Raw genomic sequence first — 21,028 nt, 5'->3', positions numbered from 1 at the left:
CCGCCGCTGACCTCGGTCGACATGAACCTGGTCGCCCTCGGGCGCGAGGCCGGGCTCACCCTGCTTTCCCTGGTCGGCGGTCAGCCCGCCGCGCCGGGCATTCGAAAACTGCCGTGCCGGCTGGTGGTGCGTCAGTCCTGTGGCCGCCCACCGGGCGGCTGAAAACGCAGCGCCGCGCGACCGGTGCCAAGCCGCGCACCGCGGCCGATCCTTGGAGGAGGAGAACATGAGGAACGTGATTGCCAAACTGGCCCTGGCCGCTGCCGTGCTGGGCAGTGGTCTCGGCGCTGCCGCCGCCGACACCGCCAACATCTGGGTGCGCGCCGACGGTTCGAATTTCATGCCGCGCATCGTCGACGCCTACAACAAGGCGCATAAGGACCAGATCAAGCTCGACATCATCCCCAATGCCGAGATCATCCCGAAATATGGCGCCGCCGCCGCCGGCGGCACGGCGCCTGACGCGCTGTCGCTCGACCTGATCTACACGCCCTCCTTCGCCGCCGCCGGCCAATTGGAGGACATCACCGACTGGGCCAAGTCCCTCCCCTATTTCGCCAGCCTGTCGCCGGCGCATGTCAAGACGGGGACCTACAAGGACCACATTTACGGCCTCCCCTTCTCGGCCGACGCCTCGGTGCTGATCTGGAACAAGAAGCTGTTCAAGCAGGCCGGCCTCGACCCTGAAAAAGGTCCCGCCAACTGGGCCGAGATCGCCGCCGACGCCGAGAAGGTCAACGCGCTTGGCGGCAACATCAAGGGTTTCTACTTCTCCGGCAATTGCGGCGGCTGCAACATCTTCACCTTCACCCCGCTGATCTGGGCCTCGGGCGGCGACATCCTCAGCGAAGACGGCTCCAAGGCGACGCTGGACAGCCCGCAATTGCGCGGCGCCATCGATCTCTACCGCTCCATGGTCAAGAAGGATCTGGTGCCGGCCGGCGCGCAGACCGATACCGGCGCCAACTTCTTTGCCGCCTTCGCCGCCGGCAATATCGGCATCTCGCCCTCCGGCGCCTTCGCCATCGGCGCGCTCAACACCCAGTATCCCAATGTCGATTACGGTGTCACCTTCCTGCCGGGCAAGGATGGCGGCTGGTCGTCCTTCGCCGGCGGCGACAATTTCGTCGTCACCAAGGGCACCAAGAAGCTCGCCGTGGTGAAGGAGTTCCTCGACTTCGCCTATTCGCTGGAAGGCCAGACCATCCTCGCCAAATATGGCAGCCTGCCGGTGCGCGGCGACATCGCCAAGGATGCGCTGAAGGATCTCGATCCGCGCTACCAGATCGCCGCCGAAGCCATGGCCAAGGGCAGGACGCCCTATTCGGTGGTGTTCAACGATCTGATCAACTCCGCCAATGGCCCGTGGACGCAGATGATCAACGAGGTCTTCTTCGGCGACGATGTCGATGGCGCCATCGCCAACGCGCAGGAGACCATGCAGTCGATCATCGACCAGGCGCCGCAGAAGTAGCGGCCGCCTGCCGGCCGCCCGCCTGTCTCCCTGGGCGGGCGGCCGGCAATCTTGCATCGCCAACGGCAGGGCTATCGCGTTGAGAAAGCATCCACACACTTGGCTCGCCGGCCGAACCGCAGTGGCCAGTTTGAGGCGCCGGCACGCGGGCTCTCCGTTCTCCCCTTGCGGGAGAAGGTGGCCTCGCGAAACGAGGTCTCATGAGCGGTGCTGCAGCTTGGCGACAAGTTCGAAATCACCGCGGCCTCGTTCCTTGGCGTACCCCTCGTCCGTCTCGGCGCCACGCGCCGATCCACCTTCTCGCAAAAGGCGAGAAGGAAAAGTAGGCGCCCTGTCATGACCACCATCATCGCCAGCACCACCGCCCCGCCCAGAGCCCGAAAACGCGTCGGCGCCGGGCGGCGGCAATGGATCGGCCTCATCTATGTCGCGCCGGCGGTGGCGCTGGTCCTGGTGTTCTTCGTCATCCCGCTCGGCATGACGGCGTGGATGTCGCTGCACAACTGGCCGCTGATGGGCGAGCACGCCTTCATCGGCCTCGACAATTACTGGGCGATCCTGCGCGACACCAGGTTCTGGAACGCGCTCAAATTCACCGGCTACTACACGGTGATCGTCACCATTGCGATCTTTGCCATCGCCTTTCCCTTGGCGATCTTCATCGAAAAACCGCGGCCGCTGACCAACCTCTACCGCACCTTCTTCTTCATGCCGGCGGTGGTCGGCTTCGCCTCGGCGAGCCTGCTCTGGTCATGGCTGCTCAACGTCGATTCCGGCCTGTTCAGTCCGGCCGCCTACGACCTCGGCCTGATCGACAAGAAGTTCAACCTGCTCGCCACCTTCCAGCCAGCCTTCTGGTCGATCATCGCCATGGTGGTGTGGAAGGTGGCAGGCTTCACCATGATCATCCTGATGACCGGCCTGCAATCGATCCCGCAGGATCTGCAGGAGGCCGCCGTCATCGACGGCGCCGGGCCGTTCGCGCGCTTCCGGGCGATCACGCTGCCGCTGATGCGCCGCACGCTGGCGCTGGCGCTGATCCTGTCGGTCGCGGGCTCGATCCTCGCCTTCGACCAGTTCTACATCATCCTGCGCGGCGGCCCGCGCAACCAGACGCTGACGGCGGTCTACTGGATCTTCAACCAGTCCTTCGTGTCGTTCAAGCTGGGCTATGGCGCGGCACTCTCCATGGTGCTCCTGGTCATCCTGGTGGCGCTCAGCCTCATCCAGCTCTGGCTGTTGCGCAAGCCCGAGGGGCTCGACTGATGGCGCAGGCAATATCAGCCAGGGGCAAGTTCGCCGCCCGCCTCGCCAGGCACTCCACCGGCATCATCGCCTCGGTGTTGTTCGTCGCGCCGATCGTGTGGACGGCGCTGTCGGCCTTCAAGCCGGCGGCCGAAGCGCGCCTGCCGCCGCTGCCGCCATGGCCGACCACGGGCTTCTCGCTGGAAAACTATGCCACGCTCAACTCCTTCGGCGACGGGCTGTGGGCCTCGGCGCAGAACAGCATCTATGTCTCCGTCATGACCGTCCTGCTGTCGGTCGTCGTCAGCGTGCTGGCCGGCTACGGCTTTTCGCGCTTCCGCTTTCCGTTCAAGGACCTGTTCTTCGTCCTCATCCTGTCGACGATCATGATCCCGTTCCAGTCGATCCTGACGCCGATCTTCCTGGTGCTGACCAAGCTTGGCCTGCACAACACGCTGACCGGCCTGGTCGGCGTCTATGTGACGCTGCAATTGCCGTTCTCGATCTTCATGATGCGCAACGCCTTCGACGCGGTGCCGCGCGAGATCGAGGAAGCCGCGCGCATGGACGGCGCAGGCAACGCCACCATGCTTTTGAGGGTGATGCTGCCGCTGGTCTGGCCGGGCGTCGTCACCATCGCGCTGTTCGCCTTCCTTGGCGCCTGGAACGAATTCCTCGCCGCCCTGGTGTTGATGACCGACCAGTCCAAGTTCACGTTGCCGGTGATGATGACGGCGCTGCAGTCGGGCCGCTTCGGCGCCATCGACTGGGGCGCCGTGCAGGCGGGCGTCACCGTGATGATGGTGCCGTGCCTCATCCTGTTCCTGGCTTTGCAACGCTTCTACATCCGCGGCCTGATGGCCGGGGCCGTCAAATAGCAGACTGAATGGAGTGAGTTCATGACCGCATCGCCATCCCTCCGCCCTGCCACGAAGAAGAAGCCGAAACTCGCCTTCCGGCCGCTGCCGGTGCCGCAGGTCGATGTGCAAGGCTTCTGGGGCGACCGCGCCGACGCGGTGGCGACCCGCACCGCCGACATCCTCTACGATCGCTGCGTCGAGGCGCGCATGCTGGAGCAGATCGATCCGGACCGCCCCTCGCCCGGCATCGTCATCCCCTTCCACTCGCCCTCGCCCGATGAAGCGGACCGCCAGGGCGCCGAATTCACCGGCTCGACGGTGACGACGCAGATGTTCTGGGATTCCGATCTCGGCAAGACGATCGAGACCGCCGCCTATTCGCTCTACCGGCGCAAGAACCCGGGGCTGGAGAAGAAGATCGACGCCGTCATCGACATGTACGGCAGGCTGCAGCAGGAGGACGGCTATCTCTCCAGCTGGTACCAGCGCATCCAGCCTGGCAAGCGCTGGACAAACCTGCGCGACTGCCACGAGCTCTATTGCGCCGGCCACCTGATCGAGGGCGCGGTCGCCTACTACCAGGCGACCGGCAAGCGCAAGCTGCTCGACATCATGTGCCGCTATGCCGACCACATTGCCTCTGTGCTGGGACCCGAGCCCGGCAAGAAGAAGGGCTATTGCGGCCACGAGGAGATCGAACTGGCGCTGGTCAAGCTGGCACGGGTGACGGGCGAGCGGAAATACATGGATCTGGCGAAGTACTTCATCGACCAGCGTGGCGTCGAGCCGCATTATTTCGACGAGGAGGCGCGCGCCCGTGGCGCCGACCCCAGGGCCTATCATTTCAAGACCTATGAATACAGCCAGTCGCACCGGCCGGTGCGCGAGCAGGACAAGGTCGTCGGCCACGCTGTGCGGGCCATGTACCTCTATTCCGGCATGGCCGACATCGCCACCGAATATGGCGACGACAGCCTGCGTGTCGCGCTCGACCGGCTGTGGGACGACCTCACCACGAAAAACCTCTACATCACCGGCGGGCTCGGCCCGTCGGCGCACAATGAGGGCTTCACCAGCGACTACGACCTGCCCAATGAGAGCGCCTATGCCGAGACCTGCGCTGCCGTAGGCCTGGTTTTCTGGGCAAGCCGCATGCTCGGCATGGGGCCGAACGCCCGCTATGCCGACCTGATGGAGCGCGCGCTCTACAATGGCTCCATCTCCGGCCTGTCGCTCGACGGCTCGCTGTTCTTCTACGAAAATCCGCTGGAAAGCCGGGGCCGGCACAACAGGTGGAAATGGCACCGCTGCCCCTGCTGCCCGCCCAACGTCGGGCGCATGGTCGCCTCGATCGGCAGCTATTTCTACAGCCTGGCGGACGATGCGCTTGCCATTCACCTCTACGGCGACTCCACCGCCCGCTTCGACATTGCTGGCACGCCGGTGCGGCTCACGCAGGCGAGCCGCTATCCCTGGGACGGCGCCGTCGAGATCACGATCGAACCGCAGGCGCCTGTGGAGTTCACGCTGCATCTGCGCGTGCCGGCATGGAGCAGCAGCGCCACGCTGCAGATCAATGGCGAGGCGGTCGATCTCGAAGACATCACCAGCGACGGTTATGCCGCGATCCGCCGCGCCTGGAAGAAGGGCGACCGTGTCCGGCTCGACCTCGAAATGCCGATCGAGCGGCTCTACGCCAATCCTGAGGTCCGGCAGGATGCCGGCCGCGTCGCGCTGTCGCGCGGGCCGCTGATCTACTGCGTCGAGGCTTCGGACAATGACAGCCGACTGCACCGCCTGACCCTGCCGCGCACGGCAGACATAGAGGCACATGAGGCGCCAGAACTGCTGGGCGGCGTGGTGACGCTTTCAGCCAAGGCGCGAGCCGATGCCGGCGACGGCTGGCAGGATGGCCTCTACCGACGTGAACCGCCGGCCAGCGTCGAGACGCGCCTGACCGCCATCCCCTATTACGCCTGGGACAATCGTGAACCGGGCGAGATGCTGGTGTGGCTGCGGGACGGCTGAGGCTTCCCGCTGGTCGACTACGTCCGGCTTGACGGGGCGGCGGCCGCCGGCAGCGCCGCGCCCGATGCCGTTTGCGGCGCGGTGTTGTCGATATGCGCCCAGGCCGGGCGCTCGAACAGGAACATGCCGAAGCCCACCCGCTGGATGATGAGGTAGAGCACGACTGGGCTGATGAGCGAGACCAGCAGCACCGCCAGGCTGAGCAAGCCGGTATCTGTCAGCAGGCCGCTTGCCAGTGCCGCACCGCGGAAGAGCGACATCGGAATGGTGAAGGCGACATAGACGACCAGCGAATGTTCGCCGAGCCAGCGCAGCCATTCCATGACAGGGAACGTCGACAGGAAGCCGCCAAGCACGCAGAGCGCCACGGCGCCGGCAACGGCCAAGGTGAGATGCAGCGGCGGCCATGCCGCCAGACCCATCTGCATGCCGACCGGCTGCATGGCATAGCCCGGCGAATAGACGAGCAGGCCGTTGACGACAGCCCACAAGAGCAGACCGGCGACGGCAAGCATCGGGCGGGGTTGCGTCCATTCGACAAGCCGGAACACCAGCGGCGCCATGACGAAGCCGACATAGAAGAACACGAAATAGGCCGCGAATTGTTCGACCGCATAGCTGTCCGGACGCGGCGCCCACATCTGCAGTCCTGCGGCGATCGGGATGACGATCCAGGCGGGCACGCGGAACTGCCGCAAGAGCTTGGCGGCAAGGCCTAACACCGCCAGCATGTAGATGAACCACAGCACGCCATAGGGCTGGACGACCGCCATTACCAGATCGTGCAGCATGCCGGCGGGATCGCGGCTGAAGATGCCGATCTTCAGCCCGATCGAGATGATCGCCCACAGCACGTAGAAATAGAGATAGTGGACGACGCGCCGGTCGACATAGCGCTGCCACGGCCGGTCGATCACTTGCGACAGGAACAGGCCGGAGATCAGGAAGAATTCCGGCATGCGGAACGGCGTCGCGAAGCCGATGACATAGTGCAGGAAGCCGACGCCGCCCGTATATTCGCCAGTGTTGTAGGCCGCGTACATCATGACCACGAGGATGATCGAGAGGCCTTTGGCCGTGTCCACCCACGGCATGCGCATCGGGCTGTTCATGGCAAATCCATCCGGGGCCGGCCAAGCGGCCAGCCATCATCCGGCGACATCTAGCACCATCAAGCTTCCCAGATCGTAAACACGGTCGGCTGGCAGCGCCTAGCGCTTGGCCTTCGACTTGTTGAAAGCCACGGCAGCCCGCACCAGCGCCTTCAACGCCTCTTCGTCGACCTCCTCACCCTTCTGAAAATCGATCGCCCGCCGCGTATTGCCTTCGAGACTGGAGTTGAACAGGCGCGCGGGGTCGGGCAGCGCCGCGCCCTTGGCGAAGGTCAGCTTGACGACGCTCTTGTAGGTCTCGCCGGTGCAGATCATGCCATCATGCTCCCACACAGGAACCCCGCGCCACTTCCATGTCTCGACCACGTCGGGATCGGCCTGATGGATGAGCGCTCGCAGCCGGGCGAGCATCTCGCCGCGCCAGTCGCCGAGTTCCGTGATCCTGCCGTCGATCAGTTCGGAGGGAGATTTGCTCCCCTGCGATCCGGTCATGCTATCTCTCCTCAAGACATGAACAATAGAGCGCTCACATGCGCTCGCCAGGCAATTGGCTGGCCTGCTTTACCCAGGCGCTGAATTGCGCCTCGTCGAACGCGTCGTCCTCGTGAATGTCGAGGTAGCGCGTGTCCCTGCTTCTGGATTCGCCCGGCGGCACCGGCGTCAACGACATGCCGCGAAAGAAGGCCACCTTTATGTATCTGGTGAAGCAATGGACGCCGAGGAACCAGCCTTCGCCTTCGATACCATAGAGCGGCGAATTCCATTTGACCGCCTTGTGCACGCCAGGTACGGCTCGCTCGATAAGCGCGTCCAGCCGTGCGCCCATCTCGCGTTTCCAGCCCGGCATGGCCGCGATATAGGCCTGCACCGGAGCATCGCCATAGCCCTTGGCGATCTGGGGATTGCCGCCGGAGAGCAGCTTCGGCTCAGCTTTGGTCGGGGTCGACTTGGCCATGCGCTTTCCTTATCCGTTGGCCCGCTGCGCGCCGCGTCCTTTCGCGACATAGGGCAGCACGAACATATAGAGGCCGCTGAACAGCATAAGGAAGAGCGGCGGCAGTGGCGAATAAACCACCCAGGCGGGCGGCTGTCCAAACGCCATGGTGACGAAATTGGCGACGACGGTCGCCGTGAAGATGATCGACAGCCAGCGATGCGCTTGCCTGATCCATTTGCTCCAGTCCAAGATGACCTCCCGTGAAGAATGCATGAAACCAGTCGGGCCCTGCTACCAGCGCGCCAGCTCGGTGATCTGGATGAGATTGCCGCAGCCGTCGTTGAGCTTGGCGATGGTCGAGCCGGTCACCTCGGTCGGCGCCATGGCGAACGTGCCGCCGCGCGCCTTGATGCGCTCATGATCGCCCTTGATGTCATCGGTGAAGAACATCACGGCCGGCTGGCCCTGCTCGAACATTGCCTGCTGATAGGCCTTGGCGGCCGGCTGGTCATTGAGCGCCAGTTGCAACTCGGTGCCCTCGGGTTCGTCCGGCGAGGCGACCGTCAGCCAGCGGAACGGTCCGTTGCTGAAATCGGCCTTCCTGGTCAGGCCAAGCACACCGGTGTAGAAGGCAAGCGCCTTTTCCTGGTCGTCGACATAGATGCTGGTCAGTTTGATCTTCATCGTCTTTCTCCATAGGTTTTGCTGGCGGTGGGCCGCCCGGTGAAGTCAGGTGTCGGGTTCGATCGGCCGGCGGAGCAATTCCAGGAAAAGTGTGAAACGGTTTTCCGCCCGGAATTGCGTCAAAACAACGAGTCTAATCCGTCCGGTCGAGAAGCTGCTCCAGCTTCTCGAAGAATTGCGGCCAGCCCATCTTGGCGCCGCCATAGGCGCGCCGCTGCTCCGGCCGGAAGCCGGATTGCTCCATGCGCAGATGCGTTCCGGTTGGTGTCGGGGTGAGCGTGAAGGTCACCACGCTTTGCAGATTGAAGGCCGGATCCTGGTGTGCAAGGTTCCAGGTATAGGACAGCGTCTTGTTCGGCTCGACGGCCAATACCTCGCAGTCGAGCACGCCGCCCCAATCGGCGCTGATGTTGAAGCGGTGGCCGACGGCAGGCTTGAAATCGTTCTTCATCAGCCACTCCTCGATCAGATGCGGTTGCGTCAGCGCCCGCCAGAGTTTTTCCGGCGGATGGGAAATCTGCCGCTCGACGACGACAGTGCGGTTTTCAGTGGCACTGGCGTTCACTGGTCCATCCTTTTGAGCAAATCCTCGAGATCATCGAACCGGCTCTCCCAGAACCCGGCCATCTGGCGTGTCCAGTCCATCAGCGGCGCCAGCGCGCTAAGCTGCGCGCTGTAGTGCGTCTGGCGGCCTTCATGGCGATCGCGCACCAGACCGGCCTGCTTGAGGACGCCCAGATGCTTCGACACCGCCGGCTGCGACACGCCGGACTGGCTCGTCAGCGCCCCCACCGTCTGCTCGCCCTGGCGGCACAGCCGTTCGAAGATCGCCCGCCTGGTCGGGTCGGCGAGCGTCCTGAAGAGCATGTCATGGGTATCCGGCATCTCAGATCGATAACCCGTTGGCTATTGGTTGACGTATAACCACAGGGATATATGTTCGTCAAGCGGAAGATTGGAGCGCTCGAAATATCGCCGGGCTAGGGAGCCGCATGGGTGCGGCCGATCTCCTGCGCCACCAGCTCCTGCAACTGCCACAAATTGCGGTCGCGTATGCCGCAGGCGTCGAGGTGGCGGATCGTCTCGAACAGATATTGCGCGCCCGAGCCCCAGTGGCCGACGGCCCTGGCCAGCGTCGCCGCGACCGCCCGCTTGTCCAGCTTGCCGGCATAGCGCGGGTTGGCTGGATCGACGACGAAGCCCAGCGCCAGGCCCTCTCCGCCCCCGGTCCTGACCCTCAGCCAGCGCGGCACGTTGACGGCGGGCAGGATGGTCATTTCCCGGCGCAGCAGCGCCTCCAGATTGTCGGCGACCGGCTCGGCGATCTCGAACACCATACCCTTGCACTGGCCGCCGAGGTCGAGCGCCATCATCAGGCCGGGCTGCTCGAGCGTGCCGCGAAAGCGCTGTACCGTGAAGCAGAACGACCGGTGCCAGCCCCGCGCCACCGCGCGTTCGCCACCCCGGACCTCGCCTGCCGGCTTCCACAGCAGCGAGCCATAGGCGAACAGCTTCAGCGGCCCCGGCGGTGCCGAGGCCAGGATCTCGTCGCGAACCCGCGCATAGTCGGCATCCAGCATATGGATCATGCCTGGCGTCGGCCCGGCATCCGCGACCACCCGCATGGTCCGCGCCACCAGCGCCTCGGTCAGCGCCATGGGTGCCTTGCGCGGTGCGGACCTGCGCGGCGCCGTGACGCCTTTAGCTGTCTGGCTCATCCCCGCATCCATCCGAGTTGATCCATGAAGCGGACGAACCGCGGCACAACGGCATCGGGTGTCGTCTCCCGGTGCCATTGTCTTTGCGCGATCGCCGTATCGACATATCGGAATTCGATCCGGCCGCAATGCAGCGGCGTCACCATCAGATGGGGTCCGGAATAGGGCTCAACATCGACCTGCTGGATGCATGGGTCGAACATCGAAGTCCACCCGTAAAGAGTAGAACGCAAGGGACCGCTCGCGATGAAGGCGGCAAGCGTCTCCACACCGCCGAACGCTGAAGCGAACGGATCGGCTGCGTTCAAGCGCCTGTCTCGAATGGAAGCGACGATGTCTGGCCAGCAGTTCCGCATCGGCTGAAGGTGTTGGGCAAGAAGGGGCTTGTCAACAAGGTGAGCAGAAGCGGGTGGCACCGCGACCTTCATTCCTTCTCCATCAAGGACGACGCGTCGCAAACCTCTGGCAACGACGTAGCGACAGGCTCGGACCACATCGCCTGCCTGATTGACCGGCCCATGGGCGCCCAACGGGCGAACCCCGGGGTCGGCTTTCGCCACAACACGAAAATGCGCTCCGGCTTGCGGGACCAACTCGCCGAGAGGGCGTTGCCTGGGCCCCGATACACGCAGATGTTGACCGACACGGCACCCTCCCCCGGGCGTGGTCACCCTATTGGCAGTCCTTCTCACGACAACTGGCCACCAGCTCATGACTCCAGCGGCGCCGGCACCTTCAGCCCGTCCATCAGCGCATCCCGAAACAGCGCCATCGGGCGGGCCAGCCGTCCGGCGGGCGGGCGGTGCAGCAGCCAGGCGCGCACTTGCGGTTTGAAGTCGGGACAGTCGATGACCTCCACCTTGTCGCGCCAGCGGCTGTCGGCGAAGGCGCCGGGCGTGACGATGCCGATGCCATGGCCGCGCGCCACCAGGGACATTCTGAGATCGACGCTGAGCGCCTCCACGCCGACCTGGAACGGCAGCCTTGCCGCCTCGAAACTCTGGCGGATGAAGGCGCGAAAGCCGCAGCCGTTTTCGTTCATCACCCAGGCAAAGCGCGACAGGTCGGCGAGCCTCGCCGGCTTCGGCACGCCGAGGCCGGGGGACGCGACCAGCAGCACCGATTGCGCGCCGAGATCGTCGCAGGCCAGTTCGTCAGGCGGCGCCAGGCCTTCGGCGAGGCACACCGCCGCGGCGTCGAGCTCGCTGCGCGCCACCTGCTCCACCAGCCTTGGCGACCAGCCCGAGGTGATGCGCAGCGTCAGCCGCGGAAATGCGGCTCGCAGGGTGTCGAGCGGCCGCGCAAGTGCCGCGTCGGAGAGATAGGGCATGACGCCCAGGCGGAACTCGCCCTTGACCTCGCCTTGCGGCGACACGCCCGCCCTGAGATCCTCCAGCGAGCGCAGCACCCGCCTTCCGTGTTCATAGGCCTCGCGCCCGGACGCCGTCGGCTTAAGCGGCTTCGACTGGCGGTCGAGAAGTGCTGTCGCCAGCCCATCCTCCAGATTCTGGATGCGGCGCGTGACGCCCGGCTGCGTCAGGTTGAGCCTGGCCGAGGCGCCGACGATCGAGCCGGTTTCCACAACGGCGATGAAGGCTTCGAGGTCATGGATGTTCATGCACATCTCGCATAATCATTATCGAATTGATTGAATTGTAGCATGATAAAGCTTTGGCATAAAGTCCTCGCACGATATGCAACTTGCTGAGGACACTATGCCCGACACCCATGACGGCCAGCTGTGCGAGCGGCTGCCCGCCGGCACCATCACCGGCCCGCAGACGCTGCTCTTCGCCGCGTCCACCGGCATCATCGTCACCAATCTGTTCGCGCCGCAGACGCTGGTCGGGCTGATCGGCCCGTCGCTCGGCGCCGGCGCCGCCAGCGTCGGCCTCGTCGCCATGGCCACGCTGCTCGGCTATGCCGCCGGCCTGTTCTTCCTGGTGCCGATGGCCGATCTCGCCGAGAACCGCGCTTTGATCCTGCGCATGCTCCTGACGGCGGCCCTTGCGGCCGGCGTCGCCGTCTTCGCACCCACCATCGCCTCGCTGCTGGTCGTCCTGTTCGTCCTGGGCGCAGCCTGCTCGGCGATCCAGGTCCTGGTCCCGATCGCCGCGTCGATGGCGCCGCCCGGCGAGGCCGGCCGGGTCATCGGCGATGTGATGAGCGGGCTGATGATCGGCATCCTGCTGGCCCGGCCGCTGGCCAGCCTCGTCGCCGACGCCTGGGGTTGGCGCGCCTTCTACGGCCTCAGTGCCACCGCGCTCGTCCTGCTCGCCGGGGTGCTCGGCTCCAGCTTGCCGCAGCGGCGCCCGCAAGCAACTTCGTCCTACGGCGCGCTGATTGCCTCACTGTTCGGGCTGCTGCGCGACGAGCCGGTGCTGCGGCGGCGTGCGCTGACGGCGGCGCTGGTGATGGCGGCGTTCAGCCTGTTCTGGACGGCGATCGCCTTGCGTCTCGTACAGCCGCCTTTCGGCCTTGGCCAGCGCGGCATTGCGCTCTTCGCGCTGGTCGGCGCCGGCGGCGCCCTGGCCACGCCCTTGTTCGGCCGCGCCGGCGACCATGGCTGGACGCGATCCGCCACCATCGCCTGTCACCTCGTGCTGATCGGCGCCATGGCGCTCGCCGCCTGGGCCGGCGCCTCTCCGTCCGGTGCGTCATGGCAGGCGCTTGTTCCGATGGGTGTCGGCGCCGTGCTGCTCGACATCGGCGTCACCGGCGACCAGACGCTCGGCCGCCGTGCCGTCAACCTGCTTCAGCCCGAGGCCCGCGGCCGGCTCAACGGCCTGTTCGTCGGCATCTTCTTCGTCGGCGGCGCCATCGGCTCACTGCTGGCCGGAGTTGCCTGGAGTTGGGGCGGGTGGACTTGCGTATGCGCCATCGGCACGGTCTTTGGCGCCGCCGCCCTGCTGGTCGACTGGATCGGCGGACCGGAATGACCGGGCATTCCTGAAGTCACGCCAAGTGACCGAGGGAACCATGTCGCCGGCAACCTGTTTTAGTCCTTGCCGGAGGATGCCATGAACGATGCGTCGGCGACGCCCGCGGGTCCCGTCCTTTCATCGACGGAGCGCGTGAACACGCTGTCGCATTTCCACCGCGCCGAGATCGCGCGCATGGCGGGCTGGCGCGATCGGCTCGACAGGACCACCAACTGGGCGATCACCGTCGTGGCGGCCATGCTCTCGGTTTCGCTGTCGACGGCCAGCGCGCATCATGGCGTGCTGTTGTTCGCCATGCTGCTGATCCTGCTGCTTTTGTGGATCGAGGCGCGCCGCTACCGCTTCTTCGACTTCTACCGCGCCCGCGTGCGCCAGTTCGAGCGTCACTATTTCGCGCAGATCTTCTCGCCGCAGCCCGACTTCGCCTCGGATTGGCTGCTCATCGTCGGCGAAGGCCTGCGCGCGCCGAAGTTCCTGCTGTCGCAACGCGCCGCGCTGGCGCGGCGCCTGCGCCGAAATTACATCTACCTTTTCCTCATCCTGCTCTTGGCCTGGGTGCTGAAAATATCGACGCCCAGCCTGCAAACCGTGGGTATCAGGACCGGCTTCGTCGGCTCGCTGCGCGAGGCGATCGACGGGGCCGCGCTTGGTCCCATTCCCGGCGTCGCCATCGTCGGGATCGTGGCGGCATTCTATGTCGGGCTGCTCGGCATCGTCCTGTTCGCGGCCGGGGACGACGGTGAACTCGCCTTCGGCGACGTCCACGTCTGACCTCGACAACTTCCAATTCCGGGAACCGGCGGCTGCAACGCAAAGGCCGTCCACGCGTTGTCATGGGCAGTCCGCCGCGACGTTTGAGGGATCCCATGAACCGGCAACCGGCAACGATGTCAGGCCGCATCACGGCTACGCTCGCGCTGGCCACCTTGGCCGTTGCGGCGGCAAGCCGCGCCTTCGCCGCCCCGGCGCCCGGACATGCCTCGGGCATGGGCGGCTCGGCCGAGGGCCTGTTCGTCGCGGAGATCGTGCTTCTCCTGCTGGTCGGCCGCGGCCTCGGTGAAATCTTCCAGCGCCACGGCCAGCCGGCGATCATGGGCCAGCTGATCGGCGGCATCCTGCTCGGGCCCTCGCTGTTCGGCTGGATCTGGCCCGACGCCCAGCACCTGATCTTCTCCAGCGATCCGGCGCAGAAGGGCATGATCGACGCCGTCTCCCAACTCGGCATCCTGCTGCTCCTGCTGCTGACCGGCATGGAGACGGATTTGCGCCTGGTGCGCCGCGTCGGGGCGGCCTGTTTTTCGATCTCTGTCACCGGCGTCGTCGTGCCTTTCGCCTTGGGCTTCGCGCTGGCGCAATTCCTGCCGGACTCGCTGCTGCCCGACCCGCGGCAACGCGTCGTCGCCGGGCTGTTCCTCGGCACGGCGCTGTCGATCTCCTCGGTCAAGATCGTCGCCATGGTGGTGCGCGAGATGAACTTCATGCGTCGCAATCTCGGCCAGGTCATCATTTCCTCGTCCATCATCGAGGACACGATCGGCTGGCTGATCATCGCGGTGACCTTCGGCATCGCCACCAACGGCAGCCTGCAGGTCCTGCCGCTCATCGCCACGGTGGCCGAGGTGGCGCTGTTCATGGTGTTTTCCTTCACCATCGGCCGCCGGCTTGTCTTCACGCTGATCCGCTGGAGCAACGACTCCTTCCGCAGCGAATATGCCGTCATCACGGTCATCCTCATCATCATGGGCGTGATGGCCCTGATCACCAACCTGATCGGCGTCCACACGGTGCTCGGCGCCTTCGTCGCCGGCATACTGGTCGGGGAATCGCCGATCCTGTCCGATCACATAGAAAGCCAGCTGCGCGGCCTGATCACAGCGCTGTTCATGCCGGTGTTCTTCGGGATGGCCGGCCTGTCGGCCGACCTCACCGTGCTCACCGACCCGACGCTGGCATTGCTGACGCTGGCACTGGTCGCCATCGCCAGCATCGGCAAGTTCGGCGGCGCCTTCCTCGGCGGCCGGCTGGCCGGCATGTCACTGAAGGAAGCCACCGCCGTCGGCAGCGCCATGAACGCCCGCGGCTCGACCGAGGTCATCGTCGCCAGCATCGGCCTGTCGATGAACATCCTGTCCCACAATCTGTTCACGATGATCGTCACCATGGCCGTCATCACCACGCTCGCCATGCCGCCCATGCTGCGCTGGGCGCTCGGCCGCCTGCCGGTTGGACATGCCGAGAAGCAGCGCGTCGAGCGCGAACTGCTCGACGAGCGCGGCTTCGTGTCCAGGCTGGAGCGCCTGCTGCTGCTGGTCGACGACAGCCCGGTCGGCAAGTTCACCGCCTATCTCGCGGGCCTGGTCGGCGGCGGCAGCGGCATGCCGACCACGCTGCTTCATCTCCAGGACGGCAAGCTCGCCGGGCAGGTCGGCGACAAAGGTTCGGAGCGGGCGTCGAGGGAGGTCAAGAAGGGCGCCGCCAGGAGTGCAAGGGCGGTCAGCAAGGCCGAGGACACCCCTGTCGACAAGGTCCATCTCACAGCCCGCACCGAGCTCGCGGCCAGCGCCGAGTCAATCGCCGCGGAAGCCCGCAAGGGCTATGGGCTTCTGCTCGCCGGGCTGGAGAACACGCTGACCGACAAAGGCACCTTCAGTGACGCGCTGAAGGACATCAGCAGCGGTTTCGACGGCCCGCTCTGCCTGGTGCTGAACGGCGCCAAGGCCGATGGAAAGATGCCCGCGCTGCGCGCCGGAACGACGATACTGGTCCCCGTCAACGGCACCGAGGTCGCGCGCCGCGCCGCCGATTTCGCACTGGCGCTGGCGCGGCCGCACCGGGCTCGGGTCAAGGCGCTCTATGTCTCGCAAGCCAGGCATGGCGGCCGGCCCGGCACGGTTTCGCACCGCCGCGAGGAAGCCGTGCTCAAGGATGTCGCCGATCTCGCGGACCGCTACGGTGTCGCCGTCGACACCGCGATCCGCACCCGGGCCACGGCTGACAGGGCGATCGCCAGGGAGGTGGCCAAGGGGGCGGCGATGGTGGTCATGGGTGTCACCCAACGGCCGGGCGAGGAGCTGTTCTTCGGCGACACCGCGACAGCCGTGCTCGCGGCGGTCGCCTGTCCGGTCGTGCTGCTGGCCAGCGAACGCGCCAAGCGGGCCGACGCCAATGCCGAGGGAACGGCAGCGGAAACCGGCACATGATCCTTCCGGCTCGGCTATCGGACCCTACAGGCCGAAGAACTGTCGCCCGATCATGTAGCCCAGTGCCGCCACGACGAGCGGAAACAGCGCCGGTGCGGCCCTGCTCAAGAAAGAGACTTTCGTGTCCTTGGGCGGCACATAACGTGCGTTGCCTAGATTCTTGGTCATTGCGTACCCCCGCGCCAAACCCATCAGTTCTGCGCATGCCCTTATGCCAAGACCGCCGCGCGGTTCCGGCCGACATGCATTAGCAGATGCTTATTCACAACATGGCCGAATTAACGGGTTGGAAAGAAATTCGATCGAATAGCCGACCATTGCGTGGCGAGGCCCTGATCCAAAGGAAAATTCCGCGCTTCGGGAACCGATCGGCCCGTCCCGGGTTTTGGACGTCGGGGGCATGCATGATCACAATCTCATTGACGCGAGAAAGTTCGGCGGCGGGCCGGTGGCACGACGTCACGTGTCGTGTGACGGCCGATGGCGACGATCGTTGACGGCGATGCCTGAGATCCAGCGACGACCCGACGAAACCCGAACAGAACGGCGACCGATCCACGACACCATGCCAGCAACCGGTACACACGCGATAGGAGATCGTCGTCACGCCTTCCTCGCCGGCGGCGGAGAGCTCGGCGGCCTGATCGCGGCCTTCGACTGGGCTCGGACCTCGATCGGGCCGATCGAGGTCTGGCCGCAGAGCCTGAAGACGGCGGTCTCGCTGATCCTGCGTTCCAGGGTGCCGATCGTCATGCTTTGGGGCGAGGACGGCGTCATGATCTACAATGACGGCTATTCGGAATTTGCCGGCGGCCGCCATCCGCAATTGCTCGGCTCGAAAGTGCGCGAAGGCTGGCCCGAAGTGGCCGACTTCAACGACAACATCATGAAGGTCTGCCTGGGCGGCGGCGGTACGCTCGCCTATCGCGATCAGATGCTGACGCTCAACCGCACCGGCAGGCCGGAGCAGGTGTGGCTCGATCTCGACTATTCACCGGTGCTAGACGAAAGCGGCGAGCCGGCCGGCGTCATCGCCATCGTCATCGAGACCACCGCCAAGGTTGCCGCCGAGCGCTGGCGCGCCGGCGAGCGCGACCGCCAGCGCCAGATGTTCGAACAGGCGCCTGGCTTCATGGCCATGCTGTCCGGTCCGCGCCACGTGGTCGAATTGACCAACGCCGCCTACATGCAGCTCGTCGGCCACCGCGACATCATCGGCCTGCCGATCCGCCAGGCTTTGCCCGAGATCGAAGGCCAGGGCTTTTTCGAGCTGCTCGACCAGGTTTTCACCTCCGGCGAGGCATTCGTCGGCTACGCGCTGAAGACCGAATTGCAGCGCACGCCGGGTGCGCCGATCGAGAACCGCTTCATCGACCTCGTCTATCAGCCGGTGCGCAACCCGGCGGGCGAGGTTTTCGGCATCTTCGTGCAAGGTGTCGACGTCACCGACCGGCTGCTTGCCGAACAGGCGCTGCGCCAGAGCGAGAGCCAGTTCCGCACCTTCGCCGAGTCGATGCCCAACCACGTCTGGACGGCGACGCCGGACGGGCTGCTCGACTGGTTCAACCCGCGCGTCTACGATTATTCCGGTGCAACACCGGGCGAGCTCGACGGCCATGACTGGGCCGACATCGTGCACCCCGACGACATCGTCGCGGCCGGGGAAAAGTGGCGGCAGGTTCTGGCCACCGGCACCTTCTACGAAACCGAGTTCCGGCTGCGGCGGCACGACGGCGTCTATCGCTGGTTCATTGCCCGCGCGGTCCCGATCCGCGACGCCGGCGGCGCGATACTGCGCTGGATCGGCACCAACACCGATATCGACGACCAGAAGCAGGCGGCCCAGGCCCTGCTGCAGAGCGAGCGCCGCTTGCAGCTGTCGCAGAATGCCGCCGGCATCGCGGCCCTCGAACTCGACATCGCCAGCGGAACCGTGGTCGGTTCCGAGGGCTTCTGGGGTCTGTGGGGTCTGTCGCCGCGCGACAGCGTGCACATCTCGGTGCTGGAAAACATCGTCATTCCGGAGGACAAGGACGTCCGCTCCAACCCGCGGACGCGGCAAGACGGCACCGCCGTGCCCGCCGTGGAATACCGCATCCGGCGGCCCGACACCGGCGAATTGCGCTGGCTGTCGCGCCACATCGATTTCGTCCATGACGAGACCGGCAAGCCGGTCAAGATGTTCGGCGTCATGCAGGACGTCACCGACCGGCGCGAGGCGCAGGCGCGTCAGGAACTGCTGACCCACGAGCTCGAACATCGCATCAAGAACATCCTGGCGATGGTCGCGGCCATCGCGTCGCAGACGCTGCGCAACACCGATATCGCCACCGCGAGCGCCACCTTCAACGAGCGGCTGCGCGCGCTGGCCAACGCCCATGACATTCTGAACAAGACCCGCTGGACCAGCGCCTCGATCCGCGAGGTCGTCGACAACACCATCGCCACCTTCCCGCCCGAACAGATCTCGATTTCAGGTCCCGCCCTGCCGATCAACCCGAAGATGGCGCTGACTCTGGCGCTCGCCGTCAACGAACTGGCCACCAACGCGTTGAAATACGGCGCGCTGTCGATCCCGGAAGGCAAGGTGTCGATCGAATGGTCGCTGCAGCCACCGCATGACGGTTCGGACGACATCCGGCTGATCTGGCGCTGGCGCGAAAGCGGCGGCCCGCCGGTGACGCCGCCGAGCCGGCGCGGCTTCGGCCGCTTCCTGATCGAGCGCGTCTTCGGCACCGATTTCGGCGGCGCGGTCAAGATCGACTACCACCCCGATGGCGTCGAATGCGTGCTGAACGCACCGGCACCCCAATTGCCGACAGCGCCGTACTGACTAGATAGGGCGTGCCATGACCAATGAGACCCCTGCCACCGTTCTTGTCGTCGAAGACGAAGCCTTTCTGCTGTTCGCAATCGCCGACGAACTGCGCGAGGCGGGGTTCCACGTTCTGGAGGCGAGCAATGCCGACCAGGCGATCCGCATCCTGGAAAGCCGGCAGGACATCGCCATCCTGTTCACCGACATCGACATGCCCGGATCCATGGACGGGCTGCGCCTGTCCGCGGCGGTCCGCGACCGCTGGCCGCCGGTCAAGATCATCATCACCTCGGGCAAGCAGCAGCCGACGCGGGACGCCATGCCGAGCGGCGGCGTCTTCCTGCCCAAGCCCTACGCGCCGCAAGCCGTGGCGGCGACCATCCAGGGTCTGCTGGGGTAGGCACCCGCCAGCCCTGCCGAGACAGGAGGTCGCCGCCGCCCGCGGAAACCCTACGCCGGCAGCGTCGGCTCGGTGTTCGGCTCCAGCGCCTCTTCCGCCTCGTGATCGTCCGGCAGCACCTCGCCATGCACCGCCAGCGGGCGGCCGATCCAGATGGGATCGACCAGATGGTCGCGCTTGGGGTTGCTCGTGTTCGGGTGGATGAGGATGCTCAGGCCGCCATGGTTCAGCATCAGCCACGGAACCAGCGCGCCGAAAATCCCCGTCGCGAAGGAGACCTGGTACATGGCCTGGTCGTGCGGGCCGACCTGTCTGTCGTGCCAATTGCCCAGGCGCACGCGGAACCGTTCCGCGATGCGCAGCCGCAGCCATTCGGCGCGCCGGCGCTCGATCTCTCCGTCGAAATAGACATGGGCGTGATAGCTGGCGATCTCGGCAAGTGACCGTGGACTGTCCTGGCTCATCTCGATGCCCTCCCGTGGCTGCCTCACGCCATTCAGCCCAAGAACGCGGGTTTAAGCAAGGCCACCCGACCCGCCGGGACGATCGGCAAACGCCGGGCGCGGTTCTGGCCGACCAGGCATCCCCTCACGCCGCTCGCGGCGCGAGGCTTTCGGCCCCGCGCACATCGTGTAGTCTGATGCTCTGCTTGGAAAGATGACACTATGAACAGCGCCGAAACCCTGCCCTATCTGTCGTCGGCGGTCCTCGACCGGCTGGCGATCTCCACGCCTGAAATCGTCGACGAGATCGAACGCCAGATATCAGGCCAGAGGCGGGGCGAAGTCTGGTGCGCGCCCAAGGCCGCCGTGTGGCCGGGCGACGACCGCTACTTCATGGCGACGCTCGGCGTCGCCTCCGTGCCGCCGGTGCTGGCCACCAAGTCGCTGGTGGTGAACCCGCGCAACGCCGCGCGCGGGCTGGCCACGATCAACTCGCTGATAACCCTGCTCGACGCCGAGACCGGCCTGCCGCTGGCGCTGGTCGACGGCAATTGGGTGACGGCCAAGCGCACGGCCGCCTTGAGCGCCGTCGCCGCCAGGCGCATGGCAAGGCCCGATGCCTCGTCCGTCGCCTTCATCGGCTGCGGGGTGCAGGCGCGCGGCCACCTCGAAGCCTTCGCCGACCTCTTTCCCCTGCGCGAAATCCGCGCTTTCGGTCGCGGCAAGGCCAATCGCGACGCGCTTTGCGAACTGGGCCGGTCGCGCGGCCTGGAAGCCATCCCCTGCGACACGGCAAGGGAAGCGGTGGAAGGCGCCGACATGGTGGTGTCGACGGTGACCCTGGTGCCGGAACCCGAACCGTTCCTCGACGCGAACTGGCTGAAACCAGGCAGCTTCACCGCCATCACCGACCTCGCACTGCCCTGGCTCCCTGCAACGCTGCGCCGCTTCGACCGCATCGTCGTCGACGATCTGGAGCAGGAGAAAAAGATGCCCAAACCCATGGTCGACCCGGCGCTGGTGGCCGGAGATTTGACGGGGCTGGTGTGTGGCGACTTCGTGGGACGGGAGAGCCCAGGCGAGGCGACGGCGTTTGTGTTCCGGGGGATGGCCGTCGGGGATCTGGCGGTGGCCGCGCTGGCGTATGTGCGGGCGCGGGCGGTGGGG

At 65.8% G+C, this 21,028-nt stretch carries 23 protein-coding genes; 11 read left to right on the top strand and 12 right to left on the bottom strand.

The window, feature by feature from the left end; genetic code table 11:
* From C1D09_RS27135 to C1D09_RS27115, 5 genes are all read left to right on the top strand, one after another.
* On the top strand, positions 1–162 hold a 162-nt coding region (locus tag C1D09_RS27135; protein WP_143977132.1), incomplete at its 5' end, for a substrate-binding domain-containing protein.
* 64 nt (positions 163–226) lie between these two features.
* Positions 227–1,474 carry an ABC transporter substrate-binding protein gene (locus C1D09_RS27130; RefSeq protein ID WP_143977131.1) on the top strand — a complete coding sequence of 416 codons (1,248 nt, stop codon included), beginning with the start codon at positions 227–229 and terminating at the stop codon, positions 1,472–1,474.
* Between the two features lie 336 nt (positions 1,475–1,810).
* Positions 1,811–2,740 (top strand): carbohydrate ABC transporter permease, encoded by a 930-nt coding sequence (locus C1D09_RS27125; RefSeq protein ID WP_143977130.1) that lies wholly within the window; start codon positions 1,811–1,813, stop codon positions 2,738–2,740.
* Positions 2,740–3,597 carry a carbohydrate ABC transporter permease gene (locus tag C1D09_RS27120; protein WP_143977129.1) on the top strand — a complete coding sequence of 286 codons (858 nt, stop codon included), beginning with the start codon at positions 2,740–2,742 and terminating at the stop codon, positions 3,595–3,597. The genes C1D09_RS27125 and C1D09_RS27120 overlap by 1 nt, the downstream gene beginning before the upstream one ends.
* Positions 3,598–3,618: 21 nt before the next feature.
* On the top strand, positions 3,619–5,607 hold the full coding sequence (locus C1D09_RS27115; RefSeq protein WP_143977128.1) for a glycoside hydrolase family 127 protein: 1,989 nt from the start codon (positions 3,619–3,621) through the stop codon (positions 5,605–5,607).
* Between the two features lie 17 nt (positions 5,608–5,624).
* On the opposite strand, the gene C1D09_RS27110 is transcribed toward C1D09_RS27115, so the two are convergent.
* The 10 genes from C1D09_RS27110 to C1D09_RS27065 all read right to left on the bottom strand — a co-directional run bounded on the left by C1D09_RS27110 (position 5,625) and on the right by C1D09_RS27065 (position 11,676).
* Positions 5,625–6,719, bottom strand: coding sequence for an acyltransferase family protein (locus C1D09_RS27110; RefSeq protein ID WP_143977127.1), 1,095 nt, complete (start codon positions 6,717–6,719; stop codon positions 5,625–5,627).
* Between the two features lie 99 nt (positions 6,720–6,818).
* On the bottom strand, positions 6,819–7,211 hold the full coding sequence (locus tag C1D09_RS27105; RefSeq protein ID WP_143977126.1) for a DUF1801 domain-containing protein: 393 nt from the start codon (positions 7,209–7,211) through the stop codon (positions 6,819–6,821).
* Positions 7,212–7,245: 34 nt separating this feature from the next.
* A complete protein-coding gene (locus C1D09_RS27100; RefSeq protein WP_143977125.1) occupies positions 7,246–7,674 on the bottom strand; it encodes a DUF1801 domain-containing protein in 429 nt (142 codons plus the stop codon).
* Between the two features lie 9 nt (positions 7,675–7,683).
* Positions 7,684–7,905: a hypothetical protein gene (locus C1D09_RS27095; RefSeq protein ID WP_143977124.1), complete on the bottom strand. Its 222-nt coding sequence runs from the start codon at positions 7,903–7,905 to the stop codon at positions 7,684–7,686.
* Between the two features lie 42 nt (positions 7,906–7,947).
* Positions 7,948–8,340 carry a VOC family protein gene (locus C1D09_RS27090; protein ID WP_143977123.1) on the bottom strand — a complete coding sequence of 131 codons (393 nt, stop codon included), beginning with the start codon at positions 8,338–8,340 and terminating at the stop codon, positions 7,948–7,950.
* Between the two features lie 133 nt (positions 8,341–8,473).
* Positions 8,474–8,905 carry an SRPBCC family protein gene (locus C1D09_RS27085; RefSeq protein WP_143977122.1) on the bottom strand — a complete coding sequence of 144 codons (432 nt, stop codon included), beginning with the start codon at positions 8,903–8,905 and terminating at the stop codon, positions 8,474–8,476.
* Positions 8,902–9,225: an ArsR/SmtB family transcription factor gene (locus tag C1D09_RS27080; RefSeq protein WP_143977121.1), complete on the bottom strand. Its 324-nt coding sequence runs from the start codon at positions 9,223–9,225 to the stop codon at positions 8,902–8,904. Before C1D09_RS27080 ends, C1D09_RS27085 begins: the two co-directional genes overlap by 4 nt.
* A 95-nt stretch (positions 9,226–9,320) precedes the next feature.
* Positions 9,321–10,058, bottom strand: a complete 738-nt coding sequence (locus tag C1D09_RS27075) for a gamma-glutamylcyclotransferase (RefSeq protein WP_143977120.1) — start codon at positions 10,056–10,058, stop codon at positions 9,321–9,323.
* Positions 10,055–10,486 (bottom strand): hypothetical protein, encoded by a 432-nt coding sequence (locus tag C1D09_RS27070; protein WP_143977119.1) that lies wholly within the window; start codon positions 10,484–10,486, stop codon positions 10,055–10,057. Before C1D09_RS27070 ends, C1D09_RS27075 begins: the two co-directional genes overlap by 4 nt.
* Before the next feature lie 281 nt (positions 10,487–10,767).
* Positions 10,768–11,676, bottom strand: coding sequence for a LysR family transcriptional regulator (locus C1D09_RS27065; RefSeq protein WP_143977118.1), 909 nt, complete (start codon positions 11,674–11,676; stop codon positions 10,768–10,770).
* 97 nt (positions 11,677–11,773) lie between these two features.
* Between C1D09_RS27065 and C1D09_RS27060 the strand changes: the two genes are divergently transcribed.
* From C1D09_RS27060 to C1D09_RS27050, 3 genes are all read left to right on the top strand, one after another.
* Positions 11,774–12,997, top strand: a complete 1,224-nt coding sequence (locus C1D09_RS27060; protein ID WP_143977134.1) for an MFS transporter — start codon at positions 11,774–11,776, stop codon at positions 12,995–12,997.
* 81 nt (positions 12,998–13,078) lie between these two features.
* Positions 13,079–13,771, top strand: coding sequence for a DUF2270 domain-containing protein (locus tag C1D09_RS27055; RefSeq protein WP_143977117.1), 693 nt, complete (start codon positions 13,079–13,081; stop codon positions 13,769–13,771).
* 215 nt (positions 13,772–13,986) lie between these two features.
* Positions 13,987–16,200 carry a cation:proton antiporter domain-containing protein gene (locus tag C1D09_RS27050; RefSeq protein ID WP_143977133.1) on the top strand — a complete coding sequence of 738 codons (2,214 nt, stop codon included), beginning with the start codon at positions 13,987–13,989 and terminating at the stop codon, positions 16,198–16,200.
* A gap of 24 nt (positions 16,201–16,224) precedes the next feature.
* Here C1D09_RS27050 and C1D09_RS27045 read toward each other — a convergent pair whose 3' ends face one another.
* On the bottom strand, positions 16,225–16,368 hold the full coding sequence (locus C1D09_RS27045; protein ID WP_143977116.1) for a hypothetical protein: 144 nt from the start codon (positions 16,366–16,368) through the stop codon (positions 16,225–16,227).
* 397 nt (positions 16,369–16,765) lie between these two features.
* Between C1D09_RS27045 and C1D09_RS27040 the strand changes: the two genes are divergently transcribed.
* Both C1D09_RS27040 and C1D09_RS27035 read left to right on the top strand, forming a co-directional pair.
* Positions 16,766–19,033, top strand: a complete 2,268-nt coding sequence (locus tag C1D09_RS27040) for a PAS domain S-box protein (RefSeq protein WP_208760435.1) — start codon at positions 16,766–16,768, stop codon at positions 19,031–19,033.
* Between the two features lie 16 nt (positions 19,034–19,049).
* On the top strand, positions 19,050–19,418 hold the full coding sequence (locus tag C1D09_RS27035; protein WP_143977114.1) for a response regulator: 369 nt from the start codon (positions 19,050–19,052) through the stop codon (positions 19,416–19,418).
* 50 nt (positions 19,419–19,468) lie between these two features.
* On the opposite strand, the gene C1D09_RS27030 is transcribed toward C1D09_RS27035, so the two are convergent.
* The gene (locus C1D09_RS27030; protein ID WP_143977113.1) at positions 19,469–19,882 is read right to left on the bottom strand and encodes a DOPA 4,5-dioxygenase family protein; all 414 of its coding nucleotides are present in this window, start codon (positions 19,880–19,882) and stop codon (positions 19,469–19,471) included.
* Between the two features lie 201 nt (positions 19,883–20,083).
* On the opposite strand from C1D09_RS27030, the gene C1D09_RS27025 reads away from it, so the two are divergent.
* A partial coding sequence (locus tag C1D09_RS27025) for an ornithine cyclodeaminase family protein (RefSeq protein WP_143977112.1) occupies positions 20,084–21,028 on the top strand: 945 nt, incomplete at its 3' end.

Source organism: Mesorhizobium intechi (assembly GCF_002879535.1).
In the GTDB taxonomy this organism is placed as follows: domain Bacteria; phylum Pseudomonadota; class Alphaproteobacteria; order Rhizobiales; family Rhizobiaceae; genus Mesorhizobium; species Mesorhizobium intechi.
The sequence above is the reverse complement of the archived record's forward strand: the minus strand, read 5'-3'. Positions and strand labels throughout refer to the sequence as shown.